General features: G+C 57.7%; 11 protein-coding genes. 1 reads left to right on the forward strand and 10 read right to left on the reverse strand.

All coding sequences use genetic code 11. The features are described 5' to 3' along the window. Positions 1-68 precede the first annotated feature (68 nt). Positions 69-1,046, forward strand: a complete 978-nt coding sequence (gene sppA, locus ACI0FG_RS01960; RefSeq protein WP_419786877.1) for a signal peptide peptidase SppA — start codon at positions 69-71, stop codon at positions 1,044-1,046. A 127-nt stretch (positions 1,047-1,173) separates the two neighbouring features. Here the strand turns inward: sppA and ACI0FG_RS01965 are convergent, their stop codons facing one another. The 10 genes from ACI0FG_RS01965 to murC all read right to left on the reverse strand — a co-directional run bounded on the left by ACI0FG_RS01965 (position 1,174) and on the right by murC (position 14,271). After that, positions 1,174-3,102 (reverse strand): methyl-accepting chemotaxis protein, encoded by a 1,929-nt coding sequence (locus tag ACI0FG_RS01965; RefSeq protein WP_419788342.1) that lies wholly within the window; start codon positions 3,100-3,102, stop codon positions 1,174-1,176. A gap of 1,515 nt (positions 3,103-4,617) precedes the next feature. Next, complete coding sequence (locus ACI0FG_RS01970) at positions 4,618-5,028, reverse strand: hypothetical protein (protein WP_419786878.1); 411 nt, start codon at positions 5,026-5,028, stop codon at positions 4,618-4,620. Between the two features lie 39 nt (positions 5,029-5,067). Continuing rightward, positions 5,068-5,574, reverse strand: coding sequence for a hypothetical protein (locus tag ACI0FG_RS01975; protein ID WP_419786879.1), 507 nt, complete (start codon positions 5,572-5,574; stop codon positions 5,068-5,070). Continuing rightward, complete coding sequence (locus ACI0FG_RS01980; RefSeq protein WP_419786880.1) at positions 5,571-6,503, reverse strand: DUF4747 family protein; 933 nt, start codon at positions 6,501-6,503, stop codon at positions 5,571-5,573. The genes ACI0FG_RS01975 and ACI0FG_RS01980 overlap by 4 nt, the downstream gene beginning before the upstream one ends. Positions 6,504-6,745: 242 nt before the next feature. Beyond that, a complete protein-coding gene (locus ACI0FG_RS01985; protein ID WP_419788343.1) occupies positions 6,746-8,329 on the reverse strand; it encodes a radical SAM protein in 1,584 nt (527 codons plus the stop codon). Between the two features lie 106 nt (positions 8,330-8,435). Continuing rightward, positions 8,436-9,698 (reverse strand): cell division protein FtsZ, encoded by a 1,263-nt coding sequence (gene ftsZ, locus ACI0FG_RS01990; protein ID WP_419786881.1) that lies wholly within the window; start codon positions 9,696-9,698, stop codon positions 8,436-8,438. An 86-nt stretch (positions 9,699-9,784) separates the two neighbouring features. After that, positions 9,785-11,014, reverse strand: a complete 1,230-nt coding sequence (gene ftsA / locus ACI0FG_RS01995) for a cell division protein FtsA (protein ID WP_419786882.1) — start codon at positions 11,012-11,014, stop codon at positions 9,785-9,787. Between the two features lie 65 nt (positions 11,015-11,079). Continuing rightward, on the reverse strand, positions 11,080-11,937 hold the full coding sequence (locus ACI0FG_RS02000; RefSeq protein WP_419786883.1) for a cell division protein FtsQ/DivIB: 858 nt from the start codon (positions 11,935-11,937) through the stop codon (positions 11,080-11,082). After that, entirely contained in the window at positions 11,934-12,815 is an 882-nt protein-coding gene (murB, locus tag ACI0FG_RS02005; RefSeq protein ID WP_419786884.1) for a UDP-N-acetylmuramate dehydrogenase, read from the reverse strand. The genes ACI0FG_RS02000 and murB overlap by 4 nt, the downstream gene beginning before the upstream one ends. A gap of 1 nt (position 12,816) precedes the next feature. Continuing rightward, a complete protein-coding gene (gene murC, locus ACI0FG_RS02010) occupies positions 12,817-14,271 on the reverse strand; it encodes a UDP-N-acetylmuramate--L-alanine ligase (RefSeq protein WP_419786885.1) in 1,455 nt (484 codons plus the stop codon). Between the last annotated feature and the right edge of the window lie 5 nt (positions 14,272-14,276).

Raw genomic sequence — 14,276 nt, forward strand, 5'->3', positions numbered from 1 at the left:
GTACGCAGGCTCGCGCTTTCCCGGTCTTTCTGCTATGGGGGCAGATACGTAACCCGCACGGAGACATCATGAAATTCAAATTCATTCCGGTCCTGGCCCTGCTTCTTTTCCTGCTCCCCGGCTGCGCGCCCAAGATCAAGCTTCTGGCTGCGCCGAACACCGATCCGCTCAAGGAGTTTGTGGTGGAGGGTGCAGGAGAGGGCAAGGTGGCCCTGATTTATCTGAACGGCTTTCTGGCGGATCAGGCCCGGCCGGGCCTGCTGCGTCCCTCTCCCAGCCCGGTGCAGGAGTTTGTCAGCGCCCTACAGCTGGCCGAGGCGGACGAAGATGTGAAGGCCGTGGTCCTGGCCATCAATTCCCCCGGCGGAACCACCACGGCCTCGGACATCCTGTATCACGAGATTGTCGATTTCAAAAAACGCACGGGCAAAAAGGTCGTTGTCTCCATGTTTGATGTGGCGGCCTCCGGCGGCTACTATGCCGCGCTGCCTGCGGACTGGATCATGGCTCATCCCACCACCATCACCGGGTCCGTCGGTGTCATCTTCCTGCGGCCCAAGCTGACCGGTTTGTTCGGTAAGATCGGTGTGGATGTTGAGGTGACCAAGTCCGGCAGGGACAAGGATATGGGCTCGCCGTTTCGGGCCACCACGCCTGAGGAGCAGACCCTTTTCCAGAACATCATAGACGACTACGCCGAGCGGTTCCAGACCCTGGTCCGCCAGCACCGCAAGCTCTCGCCCGAGGCCATGGCCACGGTTAAGACGGCCCGCGTATTTACGGCAAATCAGGCTATCAAGATCGGCCTTGTGGACCAGATAGGGTACATTCAGGACGCCTTTGCCAAGGCGCGTCAGCTGGCCGGGCTGCCTGCCGACAGCATGATCGTGGCCTATCGGCGTGATACCTATCCCAACGACAATCCCTACAACACCATGACTTCGGCCGAACCCGGTAAATTCAACCTCATGGGGGTAGATGCCAGCTTCATCATGCCGCCCAAAGCCGGTTTCTACTATGTCTGGCCCCAGGGCGTGACGCAGTAAGCGGGTAGGGCTGTTTCTCCGTTAAGCTGCCTCCATGGCGATTGCCATGGAGTAGCGACAGGTAAATGAAAAGCCCCCTATGGACAGATCCATAGGGGGCTTTCTTATTGTCTAACGTCGGTTGTGATTAGAACCGCTCGAACTCGTTGTCCTCTTCGTACTGAGAGTGTGCGATGGCGGCATAGGGCTTCGGGCTGGTCTTGCTGATCCTCTTGGCTGCCTTGGCTTTCTTCTGAGGACGGTGCGTCGTCTTGGGGCCTGCGTGCCGCTCATCAAAGCGGAAGAAGGAGATGGCCTGTTCCAGAGAGGAGGCGTGGCCCGCCAATTCTTCGGCCGTGGAAGCGACCTCTTCCGAAGCGGAGGCGTTCTGCTGGGTTACCGAATTCAGTCCCTGGACGGCCATATTGACCTGCTGCGCTCCTTCGTTTTGCTCCACGCTGGTGAGAGATATCGCCTGTACCAGTTCCGCCGTCTGTCTGATGTCGGGGAGCATCTCCGTCAGCATTTTGCCCGCGTTTTCGGCCACGGATACGCTATTGGCCGAGAGCTCTCTGATCTCCGAGGCTGCGGTGCCGCTGCGTTCGGCCAGCTTTCTGACCTCTGCGGCCACAACGGCGAATCCCTTGCCGTGTTCACCGGCACGGGCGGCCTCGATGGCTGCGTTCAGCGCGAGCAGGTTGGTCTGTCGGGCAATCTCCTCAACAATGGAGATCTTCTCGGCGATATCCCGCATCGCCGTGACCGTCTGGTTGACGGCGGCGCCTCCCTGTTCAGCCACGGAGGCGGATTTTGAGGCAATGGTGTCTGTCCGCTGTGCGTTCTCCGAGTTCTGGGTGATGCTCGCGGTAATCTCTTCCAGAGAGGCGGACATCTCCTCGATGGACGCGGCCTGCTGCGAAGCGCCTTGGGAAAGGGAGGTGGATGCGTCGCTCAGGGAATTGCTGCCCACCGAGACTTCGGCGGCAATGCTCTTGGCTTTGCCGATCACCTCGCCCAGGCGTGTTATCATGTCGTTCAGGGCTCGTGCCAAGACGCCGATTTCGTCCTGCTGGTTGGCGTCAAGGCTGACGTTGAGGTTGCCGCCCGCGATTTCGGTGGTGGTGTTCTTGATCGTATTGATCGGTTTGATGACGCTCCGGTTCAGGATGAAAAAGATGCCGAGTCCAATGAGGATGATGATGCCGATGGACGAGATGACAATGATCTTGGTCAGCGCGATGGACTCGCTGAAGAAGTCCTCATAGAGTGCGGTCGAAAAAATCAGCCAGCCAAGTTTGTCGGATCTTTTGAAGTAGGTGAGGCGGCGTTGCCCGGCAAACTTATAGTCCACGTGTCCGGATTCCTTGCCGATGACATCCTTGCCCCAGGCAAAGTCCTTGACGATGCTGCCCTTGCCTACAAGATTTTTATTCTTGTGGGTCAGGATAAGCCCGTCGCCATCCGTAATGTATATGTATCCGGATTTGCCAATGGAGATGTTTTTGATGAAGCGATTCGCAAATGAATCTATGATTATATCAGTCAGTACAAGGCCGGTAACTTTTCCGTTTACGTGTATTGGGTGAATAACAAATACGACAGCTTGCCCTGTAGACTTGTTTCTCATAGGAGGAGAGAAGTAGGTGCCAGATGAAGCCATTGCTTTTTCAAAATATGGTTTGTTTGAAAAATCAAGACCAACAGTCGCAGGATCGGCGCTTGCCACTACCAATCCATTCGTATTGATCACAAACATACGCTTCAGGACGTTGTCGGTACTGAGGGCTTTTCCAAGAGTGTGACTCGCCTTTTGCAATATGTCGTCTGTTACCATGTTATGGCTGGTAACTTCTTTTACATATTCAGAATCAGCAACCATCGTTAGAGTCTTGTTTACTCCATCGCACCACGTTTCTATCAGTGAAATAACCGATAACAGTTTTGCATCATTCAACTGTTCCGCATCGTGTTTCGCGGAACCTGCGGATTTGTAATAAATGATGGAAGATAGTGCTGTCATGCTGAGTAAAATCAGGAGCAGGGCTGGAATCAAGAATTTTGCTGATAGTGAACGCATTTCAAATCTCCTCTTATCAAACTGCGCAATCAATATGAAAAAAAGGTTGGGTAACGTAGTGAACTGTCGCCTCCCATTAAGATTTCCCCCTATGACCTTCAAAAATGATATTGGCAATTATTAAATTGTCTGTTGGTGTAGGTGAAAGCAATTCATTTTATGTTGTTTGTGCGACATTGTCGAAAAGCTCTTGTATAATGGTTCGTCTGGCATAGCATTGCACCCTCTAAACAATAGGTTTGTAAATATTTGAATTCGGCTTAATGGTTTTCCGGCGCAGTGTTCATTGGTGGAGTGACAGTTGGAAATGGGAAGGCTTTAATTTTACCTTCTTTGGGATTCCGTTTAGCGAATTGTGTACTCACAAGGTTAGAGTTACTTTTGGATCAGAGCGCCAAAAAGTAAGCAAAATCGCTCTTGGTGTGCCATACCGGGCGTCTTTGCAGGGGGGGGCTAACTTGAGTCTATGCCGTGGATTGTAGTCCGAACGTCCGCAAAAGAAGTTCCTCAAGGTAAACATCTGGTTCCCAAAATATCCCAGCCAACCGGGTGAGACCAGCCCTCAGAACCGCCGCCCTCGCAGGGCATTTGAGGGGATTTTGAAGCCGAACGGCTTCACCCCCGGCTTTCTGCTATCGGGAATCAGAGGCAAGCTCAGCAGAAAAGACACAAGAGAAAGGCAAAGAAGGAGCCGCCTCCGGCGGGGTTGTGTGAGAAGGTTTCGCACCCTCAAGGTGCGAGTTACTTTTTGACCAAGGCGCCAAAAAGTAACCAAAAACCGCCTTTGGTGTACCATGCCCGGCGCCCCCGGTGACGGACCAAGAATCTGATCCAAACGGCCTGCGCTCCCGCGCCCTAAGGCGGAAAGCAACAAATCGCCGGGCCGCGAAGATTCGCTCCGGCCGTTTGGTCAGCTTCTAAGCCGCGTCCCCGCAGGGCTTGCGCGGAGGCACTTGTTTTTATGTCGCTACGGCAAGCAGGAGCCTGGATACCTGTATAGGAATGCTTTGAAAAAGAGTGTCCGGTACCGAAAGTCATTCCAACTAAACTGGATGAGACCAGCCCTGTGTTTCGGCGGTTAGCAACCGACCAAGCGGGTAAGGCGGCTCTCGCGGGCCACCCGGTAGGTTGGTGGTAGCCTCGGCCTGTTCGCGGAGAAACGGGCCTATACTTTTCATTGGATGGAGCCGTCCCGCTTGGATCGGATGCTTCCGGCGAAGCACGCAGGCGGCAAGTCTATTCGCAGGGGCCTTTTTGGTTCTTTTTGGCCCAGCAAAAAGAACCGCCGCCCGCGCAGGGCATTTGAGGGGATTCGAACCTCCGATCGAGTTCCCCCGATACACGCTTTAGGCGTGCTCCTTAGGCCGGACTCGACTTCTTCCGTTGATTCAGGCACTTATCCAAGTACAACTGGAATCAAAAGAAGCTCTCCGAGGGTCTGTTTTTCAGCAAGTCACTGCAGCAACTGCTCACTCTGCTGTAGCAAGTTGCTGTAGCAAAAATCAAGGAGCAGGATTAAAAACAACCATGCTCGTTTGCGACTAGCTTCTTGGAGATGTTCAAATGGACATTGGGACTGTCGGGATACTTCTTGTATTTGAAGCCAAGATGAATCGCTGCGGCAATCAGAGTCCCATTGGAAATATAGCCGCTTCCGCCATTGTTTGCTTTATCCCACCGTTCAGCGCAATGCTTGAGTGTGTAGCTGGTAGGTGCATTGGCGTTGATATTTTTGGTTCTGGGTTGTTTGTCCAGCCAGTTACATGCTGCGTTGAATGAATCGACTTCACTCAAAAGCAGTTCTCGGCCACGGTTATATGCTTCGTCTCGATTGCCACCTTTTTCGACGTAAACGCCAATTCCTCTATCAACAAGCTCTGGTTCATTATTCAGCACTCTTTGAATGTCTGCTTTGGTGAATGTCATAGCAAATTCCTTAGCTTATAAATTTCAGCCAGTCCTAGACTACTTAGGTTTCTGGTCATACCAATTGGACACAGTGAGCACATTGAAGATAGCTGCGAATAGAGTTCCAATCGTGTAAAACAATAAAAACATACCGATGAATGTGCTGACAATGTCCGATAGTCCCAGAGAACTACTCATAATCGCCAAAAGTAAGGTGGTTGTTTGGACAACCAAGAAATGAACAAAAGCTGCGTTCATTTTCATGTAGGAGGAGGGACTGCTGCTTGTCCGACCTCGTAGCGCTTCGAGGAATTCCACATCCCCAAAGCCGACCATGATAACGTAGCCCCCAAGGGAGAAGCCCAAAAGGTCAGGCAAAATTGAAATTGCTAATTCGTGCCATGAAAATTTTTCTGTCATGAATGCGGTACATACAAGTGCCACACACAGTGAAGCCCAAAAGAAGCCTGATCGAAAGAGGGCAGACCACCCGCCATAGGCTTCCCAGTAAATTCTAAGTGGCTTAATGGGCCAATCTAGTAAGGGACTTTTTTTCTCTTTCATTGGTTTTTACGTTTAATCGGGGCTGTTCGTCTTATCATTTTCTGGGTGAATTTGGGCAGGTTGCTTTTGGCAACTTCAAGTACGCAGGCAAGTGCACTCTTGCCTTTTGAGTAGATACCTTTGAGTTGAACTGGATGTTCTGATGTCTTTTTCTCGACCTTTTGTTCTTGCGCATCATAACCTTCCGCTTTCACGTAACCGTTAGAAAGGGAGAGTTGCATGAAACCTTTAGTGTCAGCGTCAGGTTCAATTCCTTTTTCTTTGCTTCCCGTCCACACTGTGTGCATTTTTTTTGCATGCTGATCCTGCATTCTTTTCAAAGCCTCAGCTTCTTCGCCGGAAAGATCGTCAGGGTTCGGCAGGTTCACATCCAGTATGAGTTTTGTCAAAGAAGGGATTCGCAAGATTTCTTCAAGAGATTCTTCACTACTCTCAACGGTTACAGTCACTTCCCCATACTTTTCACGGATTAACTCATGAGCAAAAAGATTCATCAGTGCATTGGCGACCAAGGCTGATGAAAACGTAATCCTAACCCCTTTTTCCATGTGGTTGGTAGGGAAAAAGAACCTGTGTCCACGTGGGAAAAAAATGAAGGGGGCAGTTCTGCAATTCGGCTTCATTTCTTCTGGGATGCTGACAACTGGTTCACCGTCTTCGGATTCAACAGTTTCCAGCTTGTCAAGGTTCATCCACGGTGCGCGTAGGTCAATTTCAGTGAATTTGTGAAAGAAGCCAGAGAGACCTTCTAAGGGGTTCTCTTTAGTTATGGCGATTGGCTTGTTGAGTATGAATTTTTCAACGCCTCGGTAATCCGTTGGGTGTTTCAACGCAAAAGCATCATTGAACAAGTCCACATATCCCTTGGGAGAGTGGGGGTGCGTGACAATGTTAATGACTGCAACATCCATTTTTTTTTCAGTGCCCACTTGTAGTCTCCTGTCTCACTATTAAGGGTGTATATCGAATAATACGATATACCATGCTGCATTTTGAAAGACAATCTATCGGGAAACTGTTGTTGCTTGTTTACGGTCCATCTGGAGTATACCCTAAACAGAATATTCCGTTTAGCTCATACCTTGTCGAAGTAGGGTAAACAAAGGCCCTGTTGGACAGTCTGTCCAACAGGGCCTTCTTGCTGCTTGATATTGTTTATCAAAAAAAGTTATTACCCTTTCTCCACCCCACACCCGGCGCAATTCTCACACCCCGTCTTCGAACATCCTCCGCTGACCCGCGCCTCCTTGGCGCGCTCCCATTCCTTCCATAAATAGTCACGGCGCACGCCCACATCGATGACCTCCCAAGGGAAGGGCTCGTCCTTGCCTCGCTCGCGGTCCAGGACCTCCGACGGGTCGCCGTTCCACAGTTTGAGGGCCTTTTTCCAGCCGCCTTGTTCGGCGGCCAGGAGGATGAAGTCGGCCAGTTCCGCGCCGCCTCGGGAGAGGTAGCCCTGGAGACGGGCCTGGAAGGGGTCGTCGTGTTGCAGGGTGATGCCCTTGTAGGGCTTGACCATTTTGGTGAGCTGCTTCATGCGGGCCGAGAGGTCGGCCTCCGAGGCCATGGGGGCCCACTGGAACGGGGTGAAGGGCTTGGGCACCAGGGAGCTGACGCCGATGGTGATGCGCATGAAATGGCTCTTGCGGCCGCCGGGTTCCTCGGAGCGGATGCGTACGACCTCGGCCAGGAGTTCGGCCAGTTCGGCGTAGTCCTCGTCCGTCTCGCCGGGCCAGCCCGCAATGAGGTAGAGCTTGAGGTGGTTCACGCCGTGGCGGGCGCAGAGGCGAACCGCGTTCAGAAAATCCTCTATTTTGAGCTTCTTGCTCATCATGCGCCGCAGCCGTTCGCTCGCGCCTTCAAGCGCCAGGGTGATGGTGCGGATGCCGCGTTCGCGCAGGTAGGTGAGCAATTCTTCGGTAATGCCGTCCGCGCGCATGGAGGAGAGGGAAAATTTCTTGCCCTTGCCGTGCAGCCACTTGAGGAAGGGGATCAGGTCGGCCCAGTCTGTCAGGGCCGTGCCTACCAGACCGACCTTGGGCGGATCGGCCAGCTCCACGATGCGTTGGAGTTCGGCCATTTCCGCGTGGCGGGGAGGGCGGTAGATGTAGCCTGCGGCGCAGAATCGGCAACCGTAGGGGCAGCCCCGGTTGACCTCCAGCAGCAGGGTATCGCGAAATGTGGCGTGGCCGGAGACGAAACAGGAGAAGGCGGGATCGGACAGCACGCCGGGGGTGCCGGTATGCAGCCGCTTCACCGGCGTTTTCGATCGGCCTGGCACCCAGATGCCGGGATCGTCCTTGATGGCTTCGAGGATGGCGTCCTTGTCCGCTCCATCGAAGACCATGGCCCGGATCTTGAGAAAAAGAGGGGCGAAATGCTCATCCGCCTCGCCCACCCAGAAGACATCGATGAACGGGGCGATGGGAGCCGGATTCAGGAAGGCGGGTGGTCCCCCGGCAACAATCAGGGGAAGGCACGGGCGTTCCGCCGCTAGGGGCGGAACGCCCGCCGCCTGGAGCATCCGAGGGAGGTTGAGGAAATCCTCCTCGAATGTTGCGCTCCAGGCGATTACAGGGAATGAGGATAGTGGGCTGTTTGATTCGCGTGTTTTTGGTGCGTCGCCATCGGTCTGCCCCAGCTTGTCGGGGAAGACGCGTTCTACGGCCAAGCCGGGTTCCTCCGCCAACATGCGGTATACCGCCTGCCAGCCAAGGGTTGAGATGGCGGCCTTAGCCCCACCGGGGACGGTCATTGCCACTGGCAAGCGTCCACCGAGGTCGGGGGCCTGTGGCTCCGACACGCCATAATACAGGGTTCTTGCGCCGATGACGCTCACCTCCACACGCTACTGTTGGTCTCTAGTCGACATTCTTGCGAATGAAGGCCGGGACATCGAGGCTGTCCTCTCCGTCGTCGAAGATGAACTCCTCTTCACCGGGACCCGCGCCAGCGGCCACGCGCTTGGACATGGTCTGCTGGGGCAGTTCGGTGGTATTCAGGTCGCCGCCCGCCTTGCGCAGGTAGGCCGGGATGTTCCGGTCCTGGGCAATGACGCGCTGGTGGCCTTCACGCTTGGGCTGGGCCTGGGCTTTCATGCCGCGGGGTCCCAGCAGGCGGAGCTTCTGCTCCTCGGCCTTGCTCATGACGGGCTCGGCCTCGGCCAGGGCGCTCTCAATACCGGTAGCGATGACCGTGATGCGCATCTCGTCGCCCGCGTCGGGGTCGAAGACGGTACCGAAGAAGATTTCGGCGTCGTCGTGCGCTTCCTTGTAAATGATGTCGGCGGCTTCGGAGACCTCGTCGATGAGCATGTCCGGGCCGCAGGTGATGTTGATAAGCACGCCCTTGGCGCCCTCGATGGAGACGTCCTCCAGCAGCGGGCTGGTGATGGCCTTCATGGCCGCTTCCTTGGCCCGGCCCTCGCCCGAGGCGATGCCGGTGCCCATCAGCGCCATGCCGGAGCTGGACATGGCGGCCTTGACGTCCGCGAAGTCCAGGTTGATCAGGCCGTGCACGGTGATCAGGTCCGCGATGCCCTTGACCGCGTAGTACAGGACTTCATCGGCCTTCTTGAGCATGTCGGAGAAGCTGGCCTTCTTGGCCGCAAGCTGGAGCAGGCGGTCGTTGGGGATGGTGATGATGGAGTCCACCACCTCGGCCAGGGCGCTGGCTCCCTCTTCGGCCTGCCTGAGGCGCTGCTTGCCTTCGAAATAGAAGGGCTTGGTGACCACGCCCACGGTGAGCGCCCCCATGTCCTTGGCAATTTCCGCCACCACGGGAGCGGAACCTGTGCCGGTGCCGCCGCCCATTCCGGCGGTGATGAAGACCATGTCCGCGCCTTCCAGGGCCTCGCGAATCCGGTCCTCGGACTCCAGGGCGGCGTTGCGGCCGATCTCGGGATTGGCGCCCGCGCCGAGTCCCTTGGTGAGCTTTTCGCCGATCTGGATCTTGTGCTCGGCGAGCGATTTGTCGATGTCCTGGTGGTCTGTATTGGCCACGATGAACTTGACCCCCTTGAGGGCCGACATGATCATGTTGTTTACCGCATTGCCGCCTGCGCCGCCGCATCCCACGACTTTGATTTTGGCATTGCTTTCATGGACGATTTCCGAAAATTCCATGGCGTCTTCTCCTCATCCGGCCCTGCCTTCCAAGCGGGCCGATTCCTCGGTTTCCCTGTTGAATGTTCCTCGATTCCTCAGTTCCTCTAAGCGATATCCGTGAACCATTTCTTCATGCGGCCCAAGATCTTGTCGAAACTCGACTCTTCCTCGATGGTCACGCGGCCGCGCACGCCTTCCTCATCCGCTCCATGGAGGAGCAGGCCGACTGCGGTGGCGTACTTGGGGCTCATGACCTCTTCGCGCAGGCCGCCCAGGCCGTCGCCCGGCACGCCTATGCGCACCGGCAGGTCGAATATCTGCTCTGCCAGCTCCTGCATCCCGTCGATGAGGCAGGTGCCGCCGGTGAGCACCACGCCCGCCGCGATCATGTTCTTGAAGCCGGACTTGATGAGCTCCTGATCCACCAGGGCCAGGATTTCCTCGCAGCGCGGCTCGCAGATTTCCGCCAGTACGCGCTTGCTCATGGCCCGGGACTCGCGGCCGCCCACGCTGGGCACCTCAAGCACTTCCTCGTCGGTGATCAGGTCGGCCAGGGCGCAGCCGTATTTGATCTTGATGTCCTCGGCCGACTGCATGGGGGTGCGCAGGCCGTAGGCGATGTCGTTGGTCAGATTGTGACCGCCCAGGGCCAGCACCGACGTGTGCTTGATGGAGTCCTTGGAGAACACCGCGATGTCCGTGGTGCCGCCGCCGATGTCCACCAGGGCCACGCCGATCTCGCGTTCCTCGGGCGAGAGCACGGCCTTGCTGGAAGCCAGGGACTCCAGGACCACGTTGGACACGTTAAGCTCCGCGCGTTTGCACGAGCGGATGATGTTCTGCGCGGACGTCACCGCGCCGGTGACGATGTGGACCTTCACCTCCAGCCGAACCCCGGCCATGCCGAGGGGGTCGGAGATGCCGCGCTGGTCGTCCACGATAAATTCCTGAGGCAGCGTGTGCAGCACCTCGCGATCCATGGGGATGGCGATGGCGCGCGCCGCTTCGATGACGCGGTCCACGTCCCGCTGGGTGACCTCGCCGCCCTTGACGCCGATGACGCCGTGGGAATTGAAGCCCTGAATGTGGCTGCCCGCTATACCTGCGTACACGGTGCGGATGTCGCAACCGGCCATGAGTTCCGCCTCCTCCAGGGACTTGCGGATGCACTGGACGGTCTTTTCGATGTTGACGACCACGCCGCGCCGAAGCCCGGTGGAAGGGGCGGTGCCGATGCCGATGATATCGACGCCGTTTTCGCTCGCCTCGCCGACCACGGTGCAGATCTTGGTGGTGCCCACGTCCAGGCCCACTATCAGATCGCTTTTGGCCATGATTTGCTCCTTGGTTTCCTCATTGAATTCCCTGTATGTTCAAGCGTCTCGCTTGGTATTCCTCGTTACCCGTCGGTCCGGCGTTTGACCCAGACCTTGTCGCCGCTGGCGGCGATGATGGCGGTGTTTTTGAACTCGTCCCGGCGCATCAAATCGCGCCAGGCTATTTTGATCCGCTCCAGCTGAAGCTGCCAGCGGTCCATGGAGAGCAGAACGGTCAGGCCTTTGCCGCCGTCATGCCCATCCAGGTAAATTTCCAGCTCATGAGCGCTGGTAAGCCGGATCCAGGCCGTCTGCGCCTGGGTGAAAGGCGTCTTGTGCTCGGCCATGCTCTGCAGAAATCCGGTCAGCACCTGCGACCCGTCATCGATGGAGTCCGCTATCTGCAACACGGGCAGCGAACCGGTCTCGCCCGGATGCATGGGGGCGATGACCTTGCCCTTGGCGTCGGCAAAGTAGAGGCCGTCGCCCTGGCGGATCCAGAAGGCCGGAACCTTCTCCTTGATCGAAATATGCAGCTTGTTCGGCCATTCGCGGCGCACGGTCGCGGCGGCGACCCACGGGCTGGCCGAAATCCGGTCCTCCACCTTGCCCACGTTCATTTCCAGGCAGTTGAGGCCGAGGCGAACGTTGGCGGATTTGAGGATGTCGCCGTAGGTCAGGCGGGAATTGCCCGTGACCGAAATATCCTTGAGCTCGAAGTAGCTGCTGGTGGTCAGGTAGCGGTAGCCGAAGAGCAGCCCGACGCCTACCACTGCCACAAAGGAGAGGGTGAGCAGCAGGAGCACCGAGCGCATGACCATGCGGCCCGTGCCGGTCAGCCGGGGAACGGAGCGTTTCTGTTTGCGCCGGGTGTTGCCGCGCTTGCCGTTTATGTTGTTCAGGGCGAGGCGGTTTTGCTTGTTCATGGTCAGGGTGCTCATAGCAGGATGACCTCCGGTTCGAGAGTAATGCCGAATTTTTCGCTCACGGCGCTCTTGGCCGCTTCCATCAGGTCCAGGGCCTGGGCCGATGTGCCGCCGCCGAGATTGATCAGGAAATTGGCGTGCATGTCGGAGAATGCCATGTGGCCCAGTCGCATGCCCTTGAAGCCCGCCTTGTCCAGCAGCCGTCCGGCGGATTCGCCTTCGGGGTTCTTGAAGATGCAGCCCGCGCTGGCGGCGGTCACCGGCTGGGTGCCCTGTTTTTTCTTGTATACGCTCCGCATGGCGTTGCGGACCTCGTCGGCCGAGGTCTCGGCCAGGAGGAGTTCCACCTCCCAGACCAGGGATTTGCCCGGGTGTGCCGGGCAGGAAAAATGGCGGTAGCCGAAATGGCACTGGTCCGCATCCACCCAGACGAGCCCCTGGGCCGGGGACCACAGCCGGACGCGTGTGATCAGGTCGCCGAAGCTGGTGCCGTAGGAGCCCGCGTTCATGGCCACGGCTCCACCCACGGTGCCGGGAATGCCGGTCAGGTTCTCCAGGCCGGAGAACCCTGCCCGCTGTGCCCAGCCGAGCAGGCCGGGCAGCCGCTGACCCGCGCCGCATCGGACGACGAGTCCGTCGCCGTTGCGCTCCACCCGGGTGGGGCCGGAGGGCATGTCGGGCCGGATGAGCGCCAGATCGAGATGGCTGTCGCGCACCAGCAGATTGCTCCCCCTGCCGATGACGAAGGGACGCAGATTCTCATGGCTCAGGAATTGGGCCACGGCGTCCAGGTCACCCTTTTCGCGCACGACCAGTTCGACTTCGGCGGTGCCGCCGAGGCCGAGGGTGGTCCGCTCGGAAAGCGAGGGGTTGCGAATCAGCTCCAGTGCCATGTTATGCCTCTTCTCCGTTTTTGGCCGTTTCGTCTGCCAGGTCCTGATTGAGCCAGTTCTCGCCCACGCGCCAGATGGAACCGGCACCCTGGGTCATGAGCAGATCACCTGCGGTGAGGATGTCGTTCAGCCTTTTTTCCATGGATTCGAAGTCCGGGAAGAACTGGACCTTGGTGTCGCTGACCTGCTTGATGCCCTGCGCGAGCGACAGGCCGGAGACGCCGGGAATGGGCGACTCGCTGGCCGGATAGATCTCCGTGAGCAGCAGCAGGTCCGCTTCCTTGAACACCTTGCAGAATTCGCCGAACAGGGCCTGGGTACGGCTGAAGCGGTGGGGCTGGAAAGCCACGACCAGCCGACGGTCCGGGTAGCAGGCCCGGGCGGTTTTCAGGTTGGCCAGGATTTCCGCCGGATGGTGGCCGTAGTCGTCCACGACCAGCACGCCCTTGCGTTCGCCCTTGCGCTCGAACCGACGGCCCACGCCGCCGAAATCGGCCAGACCGTTGATGATGTCCCGCTTGTCCAGCCCCGCCTCCAGGGCCACACCGATGCAGGCCAGGGCATTGAGCACGTTGTGCGTGCCGGGTTGGGCCACGGTGACCTCACCCCATTCCTCGCCGTCCAGGTAGACCTTGAACAGGGAGCGCAGACCGGCGGAGAGGATCTCGCCGCGCAGACGGTTGTTTTCGCCCAGCCCGTAGGTCAGGCAAGGGCGCTTGATGTGGGGCAGGAGGCGTTGCACACCCTCGTCGTCGCCGCAGACCACGTTCATGCCGTAGAACGGAATGGAGTTCATGAAATTGGCGAAGGAGTCGTCGATGGCATCCTGATCCTGATAGAAATCGAGGTGGTCCTTGTCCACGTTGGTGACCACGCTGATGATGGGCGAGAGCAGGAGGAACGAGCCATCGGACTCGTCGGCCTCGGCGATGAGATAGTCGCCCTCGCCCAGTCGCGCATTGGAGCCGAAAATGGAGAGCCTGCCGCCAATGATGACGGTGGGGTCGAGCCCGGCCTCGGTAAAGATGGTGGCCAGCAGCGAGGTGGTCGTGGTCTTGCCGTGGGTGCCGGCCACGGCGATGCCGGTGCGCAGGCGCATCAGCTCGGCCAGCATTTCGGCCCGGGGGATGATGGGGATGCCGCGTTCGCGCGCAGCCACCAGCTCCGGGTTCTTGTCCGGGATGGCGGTGGACTTGATGAGCACGTCCGCATCACCCACGTTGTCCGCCCCATGGCCGATGAAGACCGTGGCACCGAGTTTTTCCAGACGGCGCACCGGGGCCGAGGCCGCGAGGTCCGACCCGGTAATCCTGAAGCCCATGTTGATGAGCACCTCGGCGATGCCGTTCATGCCGGAACCGCCGATGCCGACCATGTGAATGTTGTTCACCCGCGCCCGCATGGCGGGGCAGGCTTCGCCACCTACGGTCAGGTAGGGACCTTGCGCTGCAGACATATTCT

Source organism: Pseudodesulfovibrio sp. 7M6 (assembly GCF_050058625.1).
GTDB lineage: Bacteria > Desulfobacterota > Desulfovibrionia > Desulfovibrionales > Desulfovibrionaceae > Pseudodesulfovibrio > Pseudodesulfovibrio salinus.

What these genes read in the sequence shown, in the direction of transcription:
- ACI0FG_RS02000 (WP_419786883.1), bottom strand. Translation starts at nt 11,937, where the DNA reads ATGAGCACCCTGACCATGAACAAGCAAAACCGCCTCGCCCTGAACAAC.
- ftsZ (WP_419786881.1), bottom strand. Translation starts at nt 9,698, where the DNA reads ATGGAATTTTCGGAAATCGTCCATGAAAGCAATGCCAAAATCAAAGTC.
- sppA (WP_419786877.1), top strand. Translation starts at nt 69, where the DNA reads ATGAAATTCAAATTCATTCCGGTCCTGGCCCTGCTTCTTTTCCTGCTC.
- ACI0FG_RS01965 (WP_419788342.1), bottom strand. Translation starts at nt 3,102, where the DNA reads ATGCGTTCACTATCAGCAAAATTCTTGATTCCAGCCCTGCTCCTGATT.
- murC (WP_419786885.1), bottom strand. Translation starts at nt 14,271, where the DNA reads ATGTCTGCAGCGCAAGGTCCCTACCTGACCGTAGGTGGCGAAGCCTGC.
- ftsA (WP_419786882.1), bottom strand. Translation starts at nt 11,014, where the DNA reads ATGGCCAAAAGCGATCTGATAGTGGGCCTGGACGTGGGCACCACCAAG.
- ACI0FG_RS01970 (WP_419786878.1), bottom strand. Translation starts at nt 5,028, where the DNA reads ATGACATTCACCAAAGCAGACATTCAAAGAGTGCTGAATAATGAACCA.
- ACI0FG_RS01975 (WP_419786879.1), bottom strand. Translation starts at nt 5,574, where the DNA reads ATGAAAGAGAAAAAAAGTCCCTTACTAGATTGGCCCATTAAGCCACTT.
- ACI0FG_RS01985 (WP_419788343.1), bottom strand. Translation starts at nt 8,329, where the DNA reads ATGACCGTCCCCGGTGGGGCTAAGGCCGCCATCTCAACCCTTGGCTGG.
- murB (WP_419786884.1), bottom strand. Translation starts at nt 12,815, where the DNA reads ATGGCACTGGAGCTGATTCGCAACCCCTCGCTTTCCGAGCGGACCACC.